Source organism: Pseudoxanthomonas yeongjuensis (assembly GCF_010093345.1).
In the GTDB taxonomy this organism is placed as follows: domain Bacteria; phylum Pseudomonadota; class Gammaproteobacteria; order Xanthomonadales; family Xanthomonadaceae; genus Pseudoxanthomonas_A; species Pseudoxanthomonas_A yeongjuensis.
Map to the genome: position 1 here is coordinate 527,575 of NZ_PDWT01000002.1, position 14,203 is coordinate 541,777.

Annotated in this window: 16 protein-coding genes; 7 read left to right on the forward strand and 9 right to left on the reverse strand. The window is 66.0% G+C overall.

Going from position 1 to position 14,203, the window contains the following annotated elements; all coding sequences use genetic code 11:
* The first annotated feature begins 38 nt into the window (after positions 1–38).
* From CSC74_RS09380 to CSC74_RS09400, 5 genes are all read left to right on the forward strand, one after another.
* Positions 39–449, forward strand: coding sequence for a bactofilin family protein (locus tag CSC74_RS09380; RefSeq protein ID WP_162314172.1), 411 nt, complete (start codon positions 39–41; stop codon positions 447–449).
* Between the two features lie 117 nt (positions 450–566).
* Positions 567–1,295: a DUF6776 family protein gene (locus CSC74_RS09385; protein ID WP_246193105.1), complete on the forward strand. Its 729-nt coding sequence runs from the start codon at positions 567–569 to the stop codon at positions 1,293–1,295.
* Between the two features lie 79 nt (positions 1,296–1,374).
* Complete coding sequence (erpA, locus tag CSC74_RS09390; protein WP_162314173.1) at positions 1,375–1,761, forward strand: iron-sulfur cluster insertion protein ErpA; 387 nt, start codon at positions 1,375–1,377, stop codon at positions 1,759–1,761.
* Positions 1,762–1,795: 34 nt separating this feature from the next.
* The gene (gene nudC, locus CSC74_RS09395; protein WP_162314174.1) at positions 1,796–2,722 is read left to right on the forward strand and encodes an NAD(+) diphosphatase; all 927 of its coding nucleotides are present in this window, start codon (positions 1,796–1,798) and stop codon (positions 2,720–2,722) included.
* 77 nt (positions 2,723–2,799) lie between these two features.
* Positions 2,800–3,693, forward strand: a complete 894-nt coding sequence (locus CSC74_RS09400) for a hypothetical protein (RefSeq protein ID WP_162314175.1) — start codon at positions 2,800–2,802, stop codon at positions 3,691–3,693.
* Between the two features lie 196 nt (positions 3,694–3,889).
* Here the strand turns inward: CSC74_RS09400 and CSC74_RS09405 are convergent, their stop codons facing one another.
* The 9 genes from CSC74_RS09405 to prmA all read right to left on the reverse strand — a co-directional run bounded on the left by CSC74_RS09405 (position 3,890) and on the right by prmA (position 12,678).
* Complete coding sequence (locus tag CSC74_RS09405) at positions 3,890–4,306, reverse strand: DUF2752 domain-containing protein (RefSeq protein ID WP_162314176.1); 417 nt, start codon at positions 4,304–4,306, stop codon at positions 3,890–3,892.
* A 7-nt stretch (positions 4,307–4,313) separates the two neighbouring features.
* Positions 4,314–4,637 carry a CD225/dispanin family protein gene (locus CSC74_RS09410; protein WP_162314177.1) on the reverse strand — a complete coding sequence of 108 codons (324 nt, stop codon included), beginning with the start codon at positions 4,635–4,637 and terminating at the stop codon, positions 4,314–4,316.
* 45 nt (positions 4,638–4,682) lie between these two features.
* Positions 4,683–4,988: a CD225/dispanin family protein gene (locus CSC74_RS09415; RefSeq protein WP_162314178.1), complete on the reverse strand. Its 306-nt coding sequence runs from the start codon at positions 4,986–4,988 to the stop codon at positions 4,683–4,685.
* Positions 4,989–5,092: 104 nt separating this feature from the next.
* A complete protein-coding gene (locus CSC74_RS09420; protein ID WP_162314179.1) occupies positions 5,093–7,030 on the reverse strand; it encodes an MFS transporter in 1,938 nt (645 codons plus the stop codon).
* Positions 7,031–7,164: 134 nt separating this feature from the next.
* Entirely contained in the window at positions 7,165–8,445 is a 1,281-nt protein-coding gene (purD, locus tag CSC74_RS09425; protein ID WP_162314180.1) for a phosphoribosylamine--glycine ligase, read from the reverse strand.
* Positions 8,446–8,584: 139 nt separating this feature from the next.
* Positions 8,585–10,171 carry a bifunctional phosphoribosylaminoimidazolecarboxamide formyltransferase/IMP cyclohydrolase gene (gene purH, locus CSC74_RS09430; RefSeq protein WP_162314181.1) on the reverse strand — a complete coding sequence of 529 codons (1,587 nt, stop codon included), beginning with the start codon at positions 10,169–10,171 and terminating at the stop codon, positions 8,585–8,587.
* 133 nt (positions 10,172–10,304) lie between these two features.
* Positions 10,305–10,574, reverse strand: a complete 270-nt coding sequence (fis, locus tag CSC74_RS09435) for a DNA-binding transcriptional regulator Fis (protein WP_162314182.1) — start codon at positions 10,572–10,574, stop codon at positions 10,305–10,307.
* A gap of 123 nt (positions 10,575–10,697) precedes the next feature.
* Positions 10,698–11,648: a DUF3426 domain-containing protein gene (locus CSC74_RS09440; RefSeq protein WP_246193108.1), complete on the reverse strand. Its 951-nt coding sequence runs from the start codon at positions 11,646–11,648 to the stop codon at positions 10,698–10,700.
* Between the two features lie 112 nt (positions 11,649–11,760).
* Positions 11,761–12,678, reverse strand: a complete 918-nt coding sequence (prmA, locus tag CSC74_RS09445) for a 50S ribosomal protein L11 methyltransferase (RefSeq protein WP_162314183.1) — start codon at positions 12,676–12,678, stop codon at positions 11,761–11,763.
* A 232-nt stretch (positions 12,679–12,910) separates the two neighbouring features.
* On the opposite strand from prmA, the gene CSC74_RS09450 reads away from it, so the two are divergent.
* Positions 12,911–13,837, forward strand: a complete 927-nt coding sequence (locus CSC74_RS09450; protein ID WP_162314184.1) for a hypothetical protein — start codon at positions 12,911–12,913, stop codon at positions 13,835–13,837.
* Complete coding sequence (locus tag CSC74_RS09455) at positions 13,834–14,193, forward strand: hypothetical protein (RefSeq protein ID WP_162314185.1); 360 nt, start codon at positions 13,834–13,836, stop codon at positions 14,191–14,193. The genes CSC74_RS09450 and CSC74_RS09455 overlap by 4 nt, the downstream gene beginning before the upstream one ends.
* The last annotated feature ends 10 nt before the right edge of the window (positions 14,194–14,203 follow it).

Consider the following 14,203-nt stretch of genomic DNA (forward strand, 5'->3'; position numbering starts at 1 on the left):
TCCTTTTCCCCTTTCCGCTTCCCCCGCAGGAGACCCGTATGTTCAAGAACAAGTCGACCCACCACGACGGCCAGGCCATCGATACCTTGATCGGGCCGCAGGTGACCCTGCATGGCGACCTGGTGTTCAGCGGTGGGCTCTACGTGGAAGGCCGCATCCACGGCAAGGTCGTCGCCGAAGAAGGCAAACCCGCGGTGCTGACCCTGGCCGAGCAGGGCCGCATCGAGGGCGAGATCCAGGTGCCCGTGGTCATCATCAACGGCGAACTGCAGGGCGACGTGTTTGCGTCCGAGCGCATCGAGCTGGCGGCCAAGGCCCGGGTACTGGGCAACGTGCACTACAAGGTGGTGGAAATGCGCGCCGGGGCGACCCTGACCGGGCGCCTGATCCATGTCGATGCCGCAGCTGCGGCCCAGGCCGGTCCGACCCTGGTTGCGGCGAACGGCTAGCGCCGGAAGGCTGTGGGAGCGGCGTCCCCCAAGAGGACTTCCTTCGGGGCGTAAGCCGCGAGCTCCTGGATATCGACGTTCAGAAGCTCCTTAACCCGCAAGGGATATCCTGAGCCCATGACTGATCTTCCAGCCACCGCTCCGCATCCGCCCTTGCCGCCGCTGACCCCGATGGCCCGCCGCGGGCTGTATGCCGCCGCGGCCTTGCTCCTGCTGGCGTTGGCATTCGGGGCGTGGGGTGTATGGAAGGTATTCGCCGGCGCCGATGCCAACCAGCCGACCCCGGCGCAGATGCGGGCCCAGCAGAAAAAGATCGACGAACTGGAACAGGGGGCCGCGACCCTGGCGCGTTCCGACCAGATCAGCCGCGACGCCAACCGCGACCTGCAAAGCACCCTGGCCGAACGCGACGAGGAAATTTCCGGGCTGCGCGCGGATGTCGCCTTCTACGAACGCTTCGTCGGCGCGACCGCCCAGCGCCGCGGCCTGGCCGTGCACGAGCTGCAACTGGTGCCGCAAAGCGACCAGGGTTGGCATTTCATCGCCACCCTCACCCAGAACCTCAATCGCGGCGCAGTCAATGCCGGCCGCCTGCAGGTGGCGGTGGAAGGGACCCACAACGGCAAGTTGCAGCGCCTGGCCTGGGCAGACCTGCGCCAGCAGGCCGATGCGCCGGGCGTGGATTATTCGTTCAAGTATTTCCAGCAGGTCGAAGGCGATTTCGTCCTGCCCGACGGATTCAAGCCATCGCGCGTCGCCGTGCGCCTGGCACCGCAGAGCGGGGCGGCGGTGGAGCAATCGTTCTCCTGGAACGACTCGCTGGCCGGCGCCTTTTCCACGCCATGAACGGAATCCGGCGGCTTACGGGTGCCGGGAATCCCTTGCTGCGCTTGAACCGCACGGCCTGCGGCCCCATCCTGATCCCATGAACACGCTAGTTTCCCTGCCAGTCGCCACACCCGCCCCCGATTACCAGTCGCTGGATCGGCCGTTGAATTTCACCGGCGCGGCCGCGGCCAAGGTGCGCGAGCTGATCAGCGAGGAAGGCAACGCGGCATTGGCCTTGCGCGTATACATCCAGGGTGGCGGCTGTTCCGGTTTCCAGTACGGCTTCGAGTTCGACGAAAACCGCGCCGAGGACGATGTCGCGGTCGACACCGACGACGTGACCCTGCTGGTCGATCCGCTGAGCCTGCAATACCTGATGGGTTCGGAAGTGGACTACACCGAGAGCCTGCAGGGCGCGCAGTTCGTGATCCGCAACCCCAACGCCAAGACCACCTGCGGCTGCGGCAGCAGTTTCAGCATGTGAGTGCGCGTCGGTCGCCGCGTATCATGCGCAGGCAGTGACCGACACCCGCCTCAAATTCCCCGCGGAACTTTCCGGCTTCGCCTTCGGCGACGCGCGCCTCGACCGTTCCGATGCCTTGCGCGACGATGCCGATGCGCTGCTGCGGCTGTGGCCGCATGCGCGGGTGATCGTGCTGGAAGCCGACGGCAGCGCGTTTGCCGATGAGGCTGGAGGGTTGCTGGTCACCCGCGGCGCCGCGCTGGGCAACGGGCCCGGCACTGCGGTGTTCCTCGGCCTGCAGGGCGAGGAGGCGTGGTTTTCGGTCGATGCCGAGGTGTTGCCGCTGGCCGCGCCGCGCCGCGTCGACCTGCGCAGCGCGGCGGCCACGTGGCCGGTGGCCGAATCCAGCGCCTTCGCCTTCGCCCGCGCCATGCAGCACTGGCGCAGCCGCAGCCGTTATTGCGGGATCTGCGGCGGCACGATTGAATTCCGCCGCGCCGGCTATGTCGCCCATTGCACGCAATGCGCCAGCGACCATTACCCGCGCGTGGATCCCGCGGTGATCGTCGCGGTCAGCGATGGCCAGCGCCTGTTGCTGGGCCGCCAGACCGGCTGGCCGGCGCGCCGTTATTCGGTGATCGCCGGTTTCGTGGAGCCGGGCGAATCGCTGGAACAGACCGTGGTCCGCGAGGTGTTCGAGGAAACCCGGGTACGGGTGCGCAGTTGCCGCTACCTGGGCGCGCAACCCTGGCCGTTCCCTGGCGCGTTGATGCTCGGCTTCGCCGCAGATGCGGAACCGGATCCGCCGCAGGTCGATGGCGAACTGGAGGAAGCGCGCTGGTTCGGACTGGAAGAGATCGCCGCTGCGCGCCAGCGCAAAGGCAACGACGAGGACGGAATCCTGCTGTCGCCGCGCATTTCCATCGCCCGTTCGCTTATCGAACACTGGTATGCGGGCATGATCGCCGCTGGCGACGCTTGAGCCGCGGCGGGCGGTTGCGCCCGTCGCGACCCGTTATTCACGACCGGGCAAGCTAGAATCGGCCACGGAGGGAACACATGTCGATCACCCTGGTTGCCGTGGTCATCGCGCTGGTGCTGGGGCATATCGCCCCGGCGCTGGTGACGGCGGCGCGTCGCTACACCTGGTATGGCCACTGGCTGCAATGGCTGGATACGCACATCGGCAGCGGTGGTTTCTGGCGTGGGCGCCATGGCGTGGCGCTGGCGCTGCTGCCGCCGTTGTCGCTGGTCGCATTGCTGCAATGGTGGCTGCACGCGCCGTTGTTCGGCCTGCTGGGCCTGCTGTTCGGGATCGCCGCGCTGGTTTATGCGTGGGGGCCGCGCGACCTGGACGTGGACGTGGAAGCGATCATCGATGCGCACGATCCGGCGACCCGGCGCGAGGCCATCGCCCATCTCTGGCCGGACGCCGCGACCGTCGTTGCCGATGGCCCGGCCCTGGTCGAAGCGGTGTTCCGTAACGCCTTGCACCGCTGGTTCGGGGTGTTGTTCTGGTTCCTGCTGCTCGGTCCGGTGGGGGCGCTGTTGTACCGGCTGGCCGCATTCGCCGCCGAAGGCGCGTACTCGCGCACTCTTCCCGCCGAAACCCTGGCCGGTGCGCACGCATTGCGAGCGGTGCTGGACTGGCCCGTCGCTCAACTGATGACCCTGGCGATGGCGCTGGTCGGCAATTTCGATACGGTGTTCTATGCCTGGCGCGAAGCGCAGGGCAACAGGATGCAACTGGACAATGGTTTCCTGGGCGCGGCCGCACGCGCCAGCGTCAAGAGCGAGCTGGCCGAAGAGGCGGAGGAATACGCCGAGGAAGGCATGGTCCAGGCCATGCGCGAATTGCCGGAACTGCGCGATGCGATGAGCCTGGTCTGGCGCATCCTGCTGCTGTGGATGGCGGTGCTGGCGTTGTTCGTGATCGCCGGCTGGGTGAGCTGACCCTGGATTCCAAAAATGTAGGAGCGGGCCTTGCCCGCGATGCTTTGGTTATCTGTCCGAAGCAAGAGCATCGCGGGCAAGGCCCGCTCCTACATGGGCATCAGCCGCCTGGCGCGAGCAAGGCGAACGGAAATCACGGCAAGTTACGCGCGATCCGCGCCACAGCGCATCAGGCAGTGGCCGCTGGAGCGAGCCTTTAACCCGGCGCCAGCAGCGTAAACGGAAACCACGGCAGGTTACGCGCGATCCAGTAAAGCGGCAGCAGCACCAGCCAGAACTTCGGCTCGGCCACGATCGCGATCAAGGGCCGCAACCACGCGGGCCGCCAACCCAGTTTCCACCCGAGCAGCAGCGGCGAGATCGCCAGTACCGTCATCGCCAGCGGATTCATCGAGAACGCCCGCGGAACATCGCCATGGACCAGCGCGTGCAGCGCGCGGGTCATTCCGCAACCGATGCAATACCAGCCGGTGAGTGCATGGAACATGCATTTCGGAAACAGGCTGCCGGCCGCGTTGGGATCGAAATTGCGCAGTAGCCAGAAACCGACAACGGCCGCGAGCGCGGCCGTTGTCAGTGCGGCTATCCGGATCGGCCGTAATGCGAACGACATCGGCCGGTTATTGATATTGCTGGATCATTTGCAGATAGGACTCGGCGCCGCCGGTGGCGAACATGACGATGTTGATCAACAGGCCGATGATCGCAAGAGCGGTGGCGACCCAGCACCAGGTCTTGGCGTTGGCCGAAGCGCGTTGCGCGCCGGCGATGTCGCCTTGCGCCAGCAGGCCGTTGACCTTGGCGGAGAACACGATGGCGACGATGCCCACCAGGCCCAGCGGACAGCACAGGCAGGTCGCCAGCACGGTGGCGATGATCGCCCAGGCAAGATGGTTGGGGATGCTGCCGGGTGCCGCGGAAGCGGGGGGCGGTACGTAGCTCATCGGAGTTCTCCGTCAGGGATTCGGGTAAGGAAGCTCGGCGACAGTCTAATTCACCCCACTCAGTCCGCCCAGCACCCCCAGGCCACCGAGGAACAGGACGAAAACGAGGTACAGCGTGATCGGGATCAATGCCAGTCCGGCCGACAGCATCGCCCAGAATTTCGCCTTGCCCGAAGCTTCGCGCGCGCCGGCGATGTCGCCGGCCGCACGCTTTCCATCCACCTGCGAGGCATAGACGATCGAGACGATGCCGAGCGGCAGGCAGCAGAACAACGTGCTGAGGATCGCCCACACCAGGTGGTTGGGTATGTATTCGTGCGTGCCACCGGGAGGTGGCGGTATGTAACTCATGGATTGACTCCGGCAAGGCATCCGCAACCTCGGGCGCGGATGTGTGATGCAAGCGATGTTTCCCCCGGCGCCAGCCTAACCGAGGCCGCCGCCCCGGCATAGCCTCAGGCGTCGCCGCCGCGCAATTCGCGCACTTTGGCTTCCAGCAGTCCGGCGCTGGCGGTGCGGCCGTCGATCGGTTCCCCCGCCACCACTTCGACATGCGCGCGGAAGCGGCGCGGCAGGCGCATGCGGCGCATGCGTCCGTCGCGATGGCTCCACATGCTGGTCCACATGCCCTTGAGCGCCATCGGGACCACCGGCACCGGCCGGCCGCTTTCATTGGCGCGTTCCAGCACGCGTTCCACGCCCGACTTGAATGGCGCGATCCCGCCATCGCGGGTCAACGCACCCTCGGGGAAGATGCCCACGATCTGGCCATCGGCCAGGGCCGCGTCGATCTCCTCGAATGCGCGCCGCATCATTTCCGGATTCTCGCGCGCACCGGCGATCGGGATGGCCTTGGCGGTGCGGAAGATCCAGCTCATCACCGGGATCTCGAAGATCTTGTAGTACATGACGAAGCGCACCGGCCGCGGCACGCTGGCCGACAGGATCAACGCATCCATATAGCTGACGTGGTTGCACACCAGCAACGCGGCGCCTTCGTCGGGCACGTTCTTCTCGATGCCGTGCAGGCGTAGCCGGTACAGGCCGCGCACGAATACCCAACTGAGGAAGCGCATCAGGAATTCGGGCACCAGGGTGAAGATGTATATCGCCACCACCACGTTGGCGATGGCCAGCGCCAGGAATACCTGCGGGATGCTCAGCCCCGGCATCGGCACGGTATAGCCGAATGCGCTCAGCTGCTTCATCTGCAACAAGATGCCCAGCACCGCGGCCAGCACGATGAAGGCCGCGTTCTGGATGTTCATTCCGGCGATCACGCGCGACAGCTCGTCCTTCGGCGTGCGGTTCTGGATCAGGGCGAACAACGGCACCACGAAGAAGCCGGTGAACAGGCCGATGCCGACCAGGTCCATGACGATGCGCCAGCTGCCGGGCTGGCGCAGGAACTGCATCACTTCCATCCCGCTGGTCGTGGCCGCGCCACTGCGGGCGAAATACAGGTCCAGCAGGAACGCGCTGATGCCGAACGCGCCCAGCGGTACCAGGCCGATTTCCACCGTGCGCGCCGACAGTTTCTCGCAAAGTAGTGACCCGACGCCGGTGCCGATGGAGAACAACGCCAGGGCGAAGATGTACAGCGTCTCCGAACCGCCCAGGTTGATTTCCGCATAGGTCGGCAGCTGCGAGGTCAACACCGTACCGATGAACCAGAACCAGGACACGCCCAGGATGGCGTTGCGCACCGCGACCTGCTTCTTGGCCAGGCGCAGCACGGCCAGCGATTCGGGGATCGGGTTCCAGTTGATCTTCAGCCCGGGCGCGCCGGCTTCCGCGCGCGGGATCGCGCGGCTGACCAGGTTGCCGCTGATCGCGAGCACGATGATCGCGGTCGCCGCGACCACCGGGCCCTGGTCGCCTGCGATTTTGAAGATCAGGCCGCCGAAGATCATGCCGACCAGGATCGAGATCGAAGTGCCCATCTCGACCAGGCCGTTGCCGCCGGTCAGCTCCTCCGGCTTGAGCACCGAGGGCAGGATCGAATACTTCACCGGACCGAACAGCGTGGACTGCAGGCCGGTGCAGAACAGCGCCACCAGCAGAACGACCATGTTCTGGGTCACGAAGCCGATCGCCGCCAGCGACATGATCGCGATTTCCATGGTGGTGGTGATGCGGATCAGCCTGGATTTCTCCAGCTTCTCGGCGATCTGGCCGGCGGTGGCGGAGAACAGGAAGTAGGGCAGGATGAACAGTGCCGGCGCCAGGTTGGTGTACAGCGTGCGTTCTTCGGTGCTGACGCCGAGATAGAACAACAGGCCGATGATGGCCTGCCGATAGACGTTGTCGTTGAACGCGCCGAAGCACTGGGTGACGAAGAACGGCAGGAAGCGCCGCTGTTTCAGTAAGGCGAACTGACTGTGGCTCGACATGCGCGCTCCTTGGATGCCGCGGAGACTAGCAGAACCTCCCATGCCTGTAGGAGCGCCCCTTGGGCGCGATGCCCTTCGGTCCGCATCCACGACCCCGACGAAGAGCATCGCGGGCAAGGCCCGCTCCTACGGAATCAGGAGCGGGCGATCGCCCGCCAGCCGATGTCGTGGCGGTGGAATTCGCCGGGCCAGGAGATGCCGGAGACTTCCTCGTAGGCGCGGCGTTGCGCATCGGCGATGTCCTTGCCCAGCGCGCACACGCACAGCACGCGGCCGCCCGAAGTCACCACGTGGTCGCCCTCCACTCGCGTGCCGGCGTGGAAGACCTTGGTCTCGGGCACGTCGGGCACATCCCAGCTGTTGATGGCGTCGCCGAGTCGCGGCGTGTCCGGATAGTTTTTCGCCGCCATCACCACGCCCAGCGAGGGTCGCGGATCCCAGCTCGCCTCGACTTCGTTCAATCGTCCGTCGATGCCGGCTTCCACCAGGTCCAGCAGATCCGATTGCAGGCGCATCATCACCGGCTGGGTTTCCGGGTCGCCGAAACGCACGTTGAATTCGATCACCTTCGGTGCGCCGGCCGCATCGATCATCAGCCCGGCATAGAGGAAACCGGTGAAGGGGATGCCGTCGGCGAGCATGCCCTGCACGGTCGGTTCGACCACTTCGCGCATCACCCGCGCGTGCACTTCCGGGGTCACCACCGGCGCCGGCGAATACGCACCCATGCCGCCGGTATTGGGGCCGGTGTCGCCGTCGCCGACGCGCTTGTGGTCCTGCGAGGTGGCCATCGGCAATGCGGTCCTGCCATCGACCATGCTGATGAAGCTGGCTTCCTCGCCCTCCAGGAATTCCTCGATCACCACGCGCGCGCCGGCGTCGCCGAAGGCGTTGCCGGAGAGCATGTCGGTCACCGCGTCCTCGGCTTCCTGCAACGTCATCGCCACGATCACGCCCTTGCCGGCGGCCAGGCCATCGGCCTTGACCACGATCGGCGCGCCTTTCTCCTGGATATAAGCCAGCGCCGGCTCCACATCGGTGAACACCGAATAGAACGCGGTCGGAATCCGGTGGCGGGCGAGGAAGTCCTTGGCGTAGGCCTTGCTGCCTTCCAGCTGCGCGGCCGCGGCGGTGGGGCCGAACACGCGCAGGCCGGCTTCGCGGAAACGGTCGACCACGCCGGCGACCAGCGGGATTTCCGGGCCGACCACGGTGACCGCGATCTTCGCGTTGCGGGCCAGGGTGAGCAGGCCGTCGATGTTGTTCACCGCCACGTTGGCGTTGCGGCATTTGGGTTCGGTCGCGGTGCCGGCGTTGCCGGGGGCGACGATGACCTCGGTGACGCGCGGGGACTGCGCGAGCTTCCAGGCGAGGGCGTGCTCGCGGCCGCCGGAACCGATAACCAGAATCTTCATAGCGTTTCGACTCCCGTGGCATTGCTTCGTAGCCCGGGCAGAGCGCAGCGAAACCCGGGGCTTTTCAATATTACCCAACGCTTCCCCCGGGTTTCGCTGCGCTCTACCCGGGCTACGGCCTTGATGCCTTCAACACGAATCAGTGCCTGAAATGCCGCACCCCGGTGAACACCATCGCCAGCCCATGCTCGTCGGCCGCGGCGATGACCTCATTGTCGCGCATCGAGCCGCCCGGCTGGATCACCGCCTTGATCCCTGCCGCCGCCGCAGCGTCGATGCCGTCGCGGAACGGGAAGAACGCATCCGAGGCCATCACCGAGCCCGGCACCGACAGCTTCGCTTCCTCGGCCTTCAGGCCCGCGATCTTCGCCGAGACCACGCGGCTCATCTGCCCGGCGCCGACGCCGATGGTGCGGTTGTCCTTCGCATAGACGATAGCGTTGGACTTGACGAACTTGGCCACCTTCCACGCGAACAGCAGGTCGGAGAACTGGGCCTCGGTCGGCGCCAGTTTCGTCGCCACCTTGAGGTCGTCGCGGGTCACGATGCGGTCGTCGGCGGTCTGCAGCAGCAGGCCGGAACCAACGCGTTTGGTATCGATGAAGCCGCTCGAAGCCGGCGCAAGCGGGATGCGCAGCACGCGGACGTTGGCCTTCCTGGCTGCGTAGTCCAGCGCGCCGGGTTCGTAGTCGGGCGCAATCAGCACCTCGACGAACTGCCGGTCCAGGATGACTTTCGCCGTCGCCGCGTCCAGCGTGCGGTTGAAGGCGATGATGCCGCCGAAGGCGCTGGTCGGGTCGGTGGCGTAGGCCAGTTCGTAGGCATCGCCGCAGGCCACGCCCACCGCCACGCCGCAGGGATTGGCGTGCTTCACGATCACGCAGGCCGGCGCGTCGAACTGGCGCACGCATTCCCAGGCCGCGTCGCTGTCGGCGATGTTGTTGTAGCTCAGCTCCTTGCCCTGCAACTGGGCGAAGGTGGCCAGTGAGCCGGGTGCCGGATACAGGTCGCGGTAGAACGCCGCCTGCTGGTGCGGATTCTCGCCATAGCGCAAGTCCATGACCTTGACGAAGTTGCCGTTGGTTTGCGCCGGAAACGCGGCACGGACCGGTACGTCGCCCGTTGCATCGGTGACCGAGGACAAATAGTTGCTGATCGCCGCATCGTACTGCGCCACGCGGTTGAAGGCGGCGACGGACAGCGCGAAGCGGGTTCGGGCCGACAGCGAGCCGTCACGCGCGTCGAGTTCGGCGAGCAGGCCGGCGTACTGCGAAGGGTCGGTGGCGACGGCCACGCGGGCGAAATTCTTCGCCGCCGAGCGCAGCATCGCCGGGCCGCCGATGTCGATGTTCTCCACCGCGTCCTCCAGCTTGCAGGCGGGATCGGCAGTGACGGTCTCGAACGGATACAGGTTCAGCACCAGCAGGTCGATCGGGGCGATGCCGTGTTCGGCCATCACCGCATCGTCGGTGCCGCTGCGCCCCAGCAGCCCGCCATGGACCAGGGGATGCAGGGTCTTGACCCGGCCATCCATCATTTCCGGGAAGCCGGTGACTTCGGACACATCGCGTACGGCCAGGCCCGCGTCACGCAATGCCTTGGCGGTGCCGCCGGTGGACAACAGTTCGACCTTGCGCGCGGCCAGCGCGGTGGCCAGCTCGACCAGGCCGGTCTTGTCGGAAACGGACAGCAGCGCCCGGCGCACGGGCAGGAAATCGGTGGGCATGGAGGCATCGGTGAAGCGGCGTGGGCCGACATTGTAGCGGTCCACACTGCTGCGGCGGGGCCCCGTAGAGCCGAGCTTGCCCGGCTGGGACTTTCCCGAGATCAGGCCGAAAGACAGCGCAGCAAGCTGCGCTCTACGCCAGCCCGTAATCCTTGAGCTTCTTGCGCAGGGTGGCGCGATGGATGCCGAGCAGGGCCGCGGCGCGGCTCTGGTTGCCTTCGCAGTGGTTCAGCACCTCCACGAACAACGGGATTTCCATTTCGCGCAGCACGATTTCGTATACGTCGTCCGCATCGCTGCCATCCAGGTCGCGCAGGTAGCGGCGTACGGATTGCGCCACGTGATCGCGCAACGGCGGTTTTGGATTGCCGCGACTGGCGTCGTGGCGAGCAGCGGCATTCACGAAGGAGGTTCCCCTGCAAACTCGGACAGTAGGCCCGTCGTGCGGTTGGCAGCTTTCGGCGGGGAGGGGAGTCTAGCGCGTGATCTGCGCGCATGCACGCCCTTGTTGGAAAATCTGCTCCGGTTAACGAAAGTCGAAGGTGAATGCGACCACGTTGGGGTTCGGCTCATGCAGTTGCAATGCGATCCGTGCGCTCTGCCCCGGGGCCAGTTCCGTTTGCGTTGCCGCAGTGCCCAGGTATTCCCGTGGCGTGAATGCGCGCGACCCCAGTACGCGACCATCCGCATCGGACAACGACAGCAGCAGCACTGGCCAGGCCTGCGCCCAGCGCGCGTCGTTGCGGAAGGTGGCCTGCACGTTCAAGCCAGCGGCGCTGCCGGCGATCGGACTGACGTCGCGGCTCAACATCGAGAACGCACCGGGCTGGTGCCACGGCGGTATCGAACAGCCCAGCGCACCGCACAGGCGCGTTAGCAAGGGCCGCCACGTCGCATCAGCCGCCAGGCGGGCGCGGTCGGCGAGCAATACCTGCAAGGCCAGCGCCAGCGAAAGCACGATCAGCATCGCCCATTGCCACCTGGCGGTGCGTGGGCGCACGCCGGGCCGTGCGACTTGGCGGGTGAAACTGGGCGTTGCCGGAAGCGCCCGCGTGAGTGGCGCCGGTGCGGAAGCGACAGGTACGGAGGCAGTGGATGCGGCCGTCGCGTTGCTTTGGGTGGCATCGGTCGTTTGCGGATCGATATCGGGGTTTGCTTCGTCGATAACTGCTGCGCGGGTTCCGGCGGATTCTTCGCTGGGGTCTTCCAGCGAAGCCGGATCTGCAGGCATTTCGTCGCCGATGGTTTCCGCCTCGGTGGTGGCCGTCGTTTCGGGCGCAGAGAGCGTGGCCGTTTCGTCGTTTTGCAGGAAACTGACGAAACTGCGCCCATCCGCGGCCGGCACGTCCGCGGCCGTCGTTCCGGTCGCGGTGCTTTCACGCAGGACACCGCCGCAACGCGGGCACATTTCCGGCGCCAGGCGTGTTTCCCGGTCGATGGCGACCAGTTCGCGGCAGTGGGGACAGGAAATGAACATGCGGCTATTCAATCACAACCCATCGCGGGTGTAGGAGCGGGCCTTGCCCGCGATGCTTTTCGCGATCTGCATGAAGAGCATCGCGGGCAAGGCCCGCTCCTACACGCGGCCATCAGCGGCGGCGGCCGTCGATGCGCATCCAGTCGCCGTCCCGGGTGGCGACCAGCCCATCGAACCATTCGGAATAACGGGCGAGCAATTCGTCCTCCTGTCCGTGCAGGATCCCGGACAGCGCGAGGCGGCCGCCCGGGGCGACGCGCGCGGCGAGGGTTGCGGCCAACGCATCCAGCGCCGAGGCGAGGATGTTGGCGACCACGACCGGATAGGCGGAGACCGGTTCGTCCTGTGGCAGGTAGACGGCGAGCCGCTCGCCGACGCCGTTGCGCCCGGCATTGTCGAAGGTCGCGATCAAGGCCTGCGGATCGTTGTCGACGCCGACGGCCTTCGATGCGCCCAGCTTGAGCGCGGCCAGGGCGAGGATGCCGGAGCCGCAGCCGAAGTCGAGCACGGTCGCGCCAGTCAATTTCCCTTCGCCGGCCAACTGGTCGAGCCAGCGCAGGCACAAGGCGGTGGTCGGATGCGTGCCGGAGCCGAAGGCCAGGCCCGGATCCAGCCGCACCACCGCGGCTTCCGCGTTGTCCGCTTCCCCGGGCAGGTCGTGGTTCCAGGGCACGATGAAAGTACGTGCGCCGAAACGCAGCGGCACGTACTGGTCCATCCATGCGCGTTCCCAGTCCTGGTCGTCCACGGTGCGGAAGCCGGCCGTGGTCCAGTCCAGGCCGGGATCGAACGATTCCAGCGCGGCCAGCAACGCGAGCGCGTTGGTCTCGGCGGGAAACAACGCGGTCAGCACCAGCGCATGCCACAGCGGGGTCTGGCCGACGCCGGGTTCCAGGATCGCCTGCTCGTTGCCGGTATCGGCATCGGCATCCAGCAAGGTGACGGCAAGCGCACCGACGTCTTCCAGCGCGTTCTCGTAGCGTGGTTGATCGGTTTCGCTGCAGCGTAGGGAGAGTTCCAGATAGGGCATGTTGCCGCTCGGTCGATGGGGGCTTGGAGATGAACGCCACATTCGATTCCTGAAGAAGAATCGGCCGTGCCGGGTAACGTGAGAACTGCATTAGACTACGGCGGCGCCGGCGAATTGTCGTCCGCAAGTTCGAACTGGGCGATGGATATCGCCCGAAGGCGAGGGCGCGATCGATTCATTTCCCGGGCTCTCCGGGCCCGCATAGCAAAACTGGACAGCAGCAACGGCTCCCATGCTCACGTCGAAAGCGAAATCCATGTTCTTGCTGCTTGCAGTCGCCGGACTGCTCGTTGTCGTGTGCTGGAATCGTGGCATGGCGGATTGGACCGGGGTGGCGCCGCGCGTTGAAGAAGGGGTGAGTGGGATGGCGATTCCCGCCACCGGTTGGCGCGATCGATCCGTTTCCGCCCCCAGGCCGCTTGGGGAAAACGGTCCGCATGCGGATTTCGAAGGCGCCAGCGACCTTTACGCCTATGTCCAGGGTCTGCGCGCGCGGGAAACGGCGGGAGACGCGGAAGCCTTGTGGAGGGTAAGCCGCGTGCTCGACTACTGCGCCGCCTACGCGTCCGATCCGACCGGTTATGCCGCTGATACCCGCACGATCTCGGAACTCAAAGGCGCCGGGACCGCGGCGATGGCGGCGGCGCGCGACCGCGTAGGCCGGCGCTGTGCGCGGTTCGCTCCTGTCGATGACTTTTCCTTGTCCGCGCTGCGCGCCAAACGGCTGGAAGCCGCACGCGCGGGCAGCCTGGCTGCCGAGGCGGCGCTGCTGGCCATGGGCGAACCCCTGTCGGACAGCGACGAATACAAGCGGGATCTGGTCGAACGGGTCAGGAGGTCCGGAAACCCTGACGCCTATGTCGCGATTTCGCCGGCAATGGGCATCGCCGGGAGTGGCCAGGAAGTCTACCTGGGCAGCGTGTCCGGCACGCAGCTTTCGGAACTGGCCTGGTTGCTGGCGTCTTGCCGTCTCGGCAACGCTTGTGGCCCCGGGAGCGTATTGGTGACGTCGTACTGCGCAAACGGCGGAATCTGTTCGCGCGACAGCTCGCAGGATTTCAGCGCATTCGTTCTGGACGCTGGCGTGCCGCGGCAGGGAGCAGACAGTTTGAACTTAATGGTGGATAGCCTCATGTCGGATATCGGAGTTGCGAAATGAATCACAAGCGCTTTGCGCAAAAAGCGAAGAACTGGTTCTGGATACTTCTGTTCGTGGCTTATGCCGCGTTGGCGGCGGGCGTGGTGATCGACACCATAAGACCCGAGTTTCGCGGGCTGACGCAGGTGTCGGTGATCTCGGTGAGTTCTGCCGAGGAAATGCGGAGCAAGGGTGCGAGCCAGGTCGCGGCTGTCTATCGCGCGACCAGCGGAGTGCCGTTTTCGTCGCTGCCGCCGGGCAGCACCTTCAAGATCGTATGGCCGGACGGCTCATCGGAAGAAATCCTGGTGGGCAACCCTGCTTCGAACATCGCCGCACGGCCGCTGGGGGGCACACAGCGGCCGTCGACGGAATAGGACCGGCCGG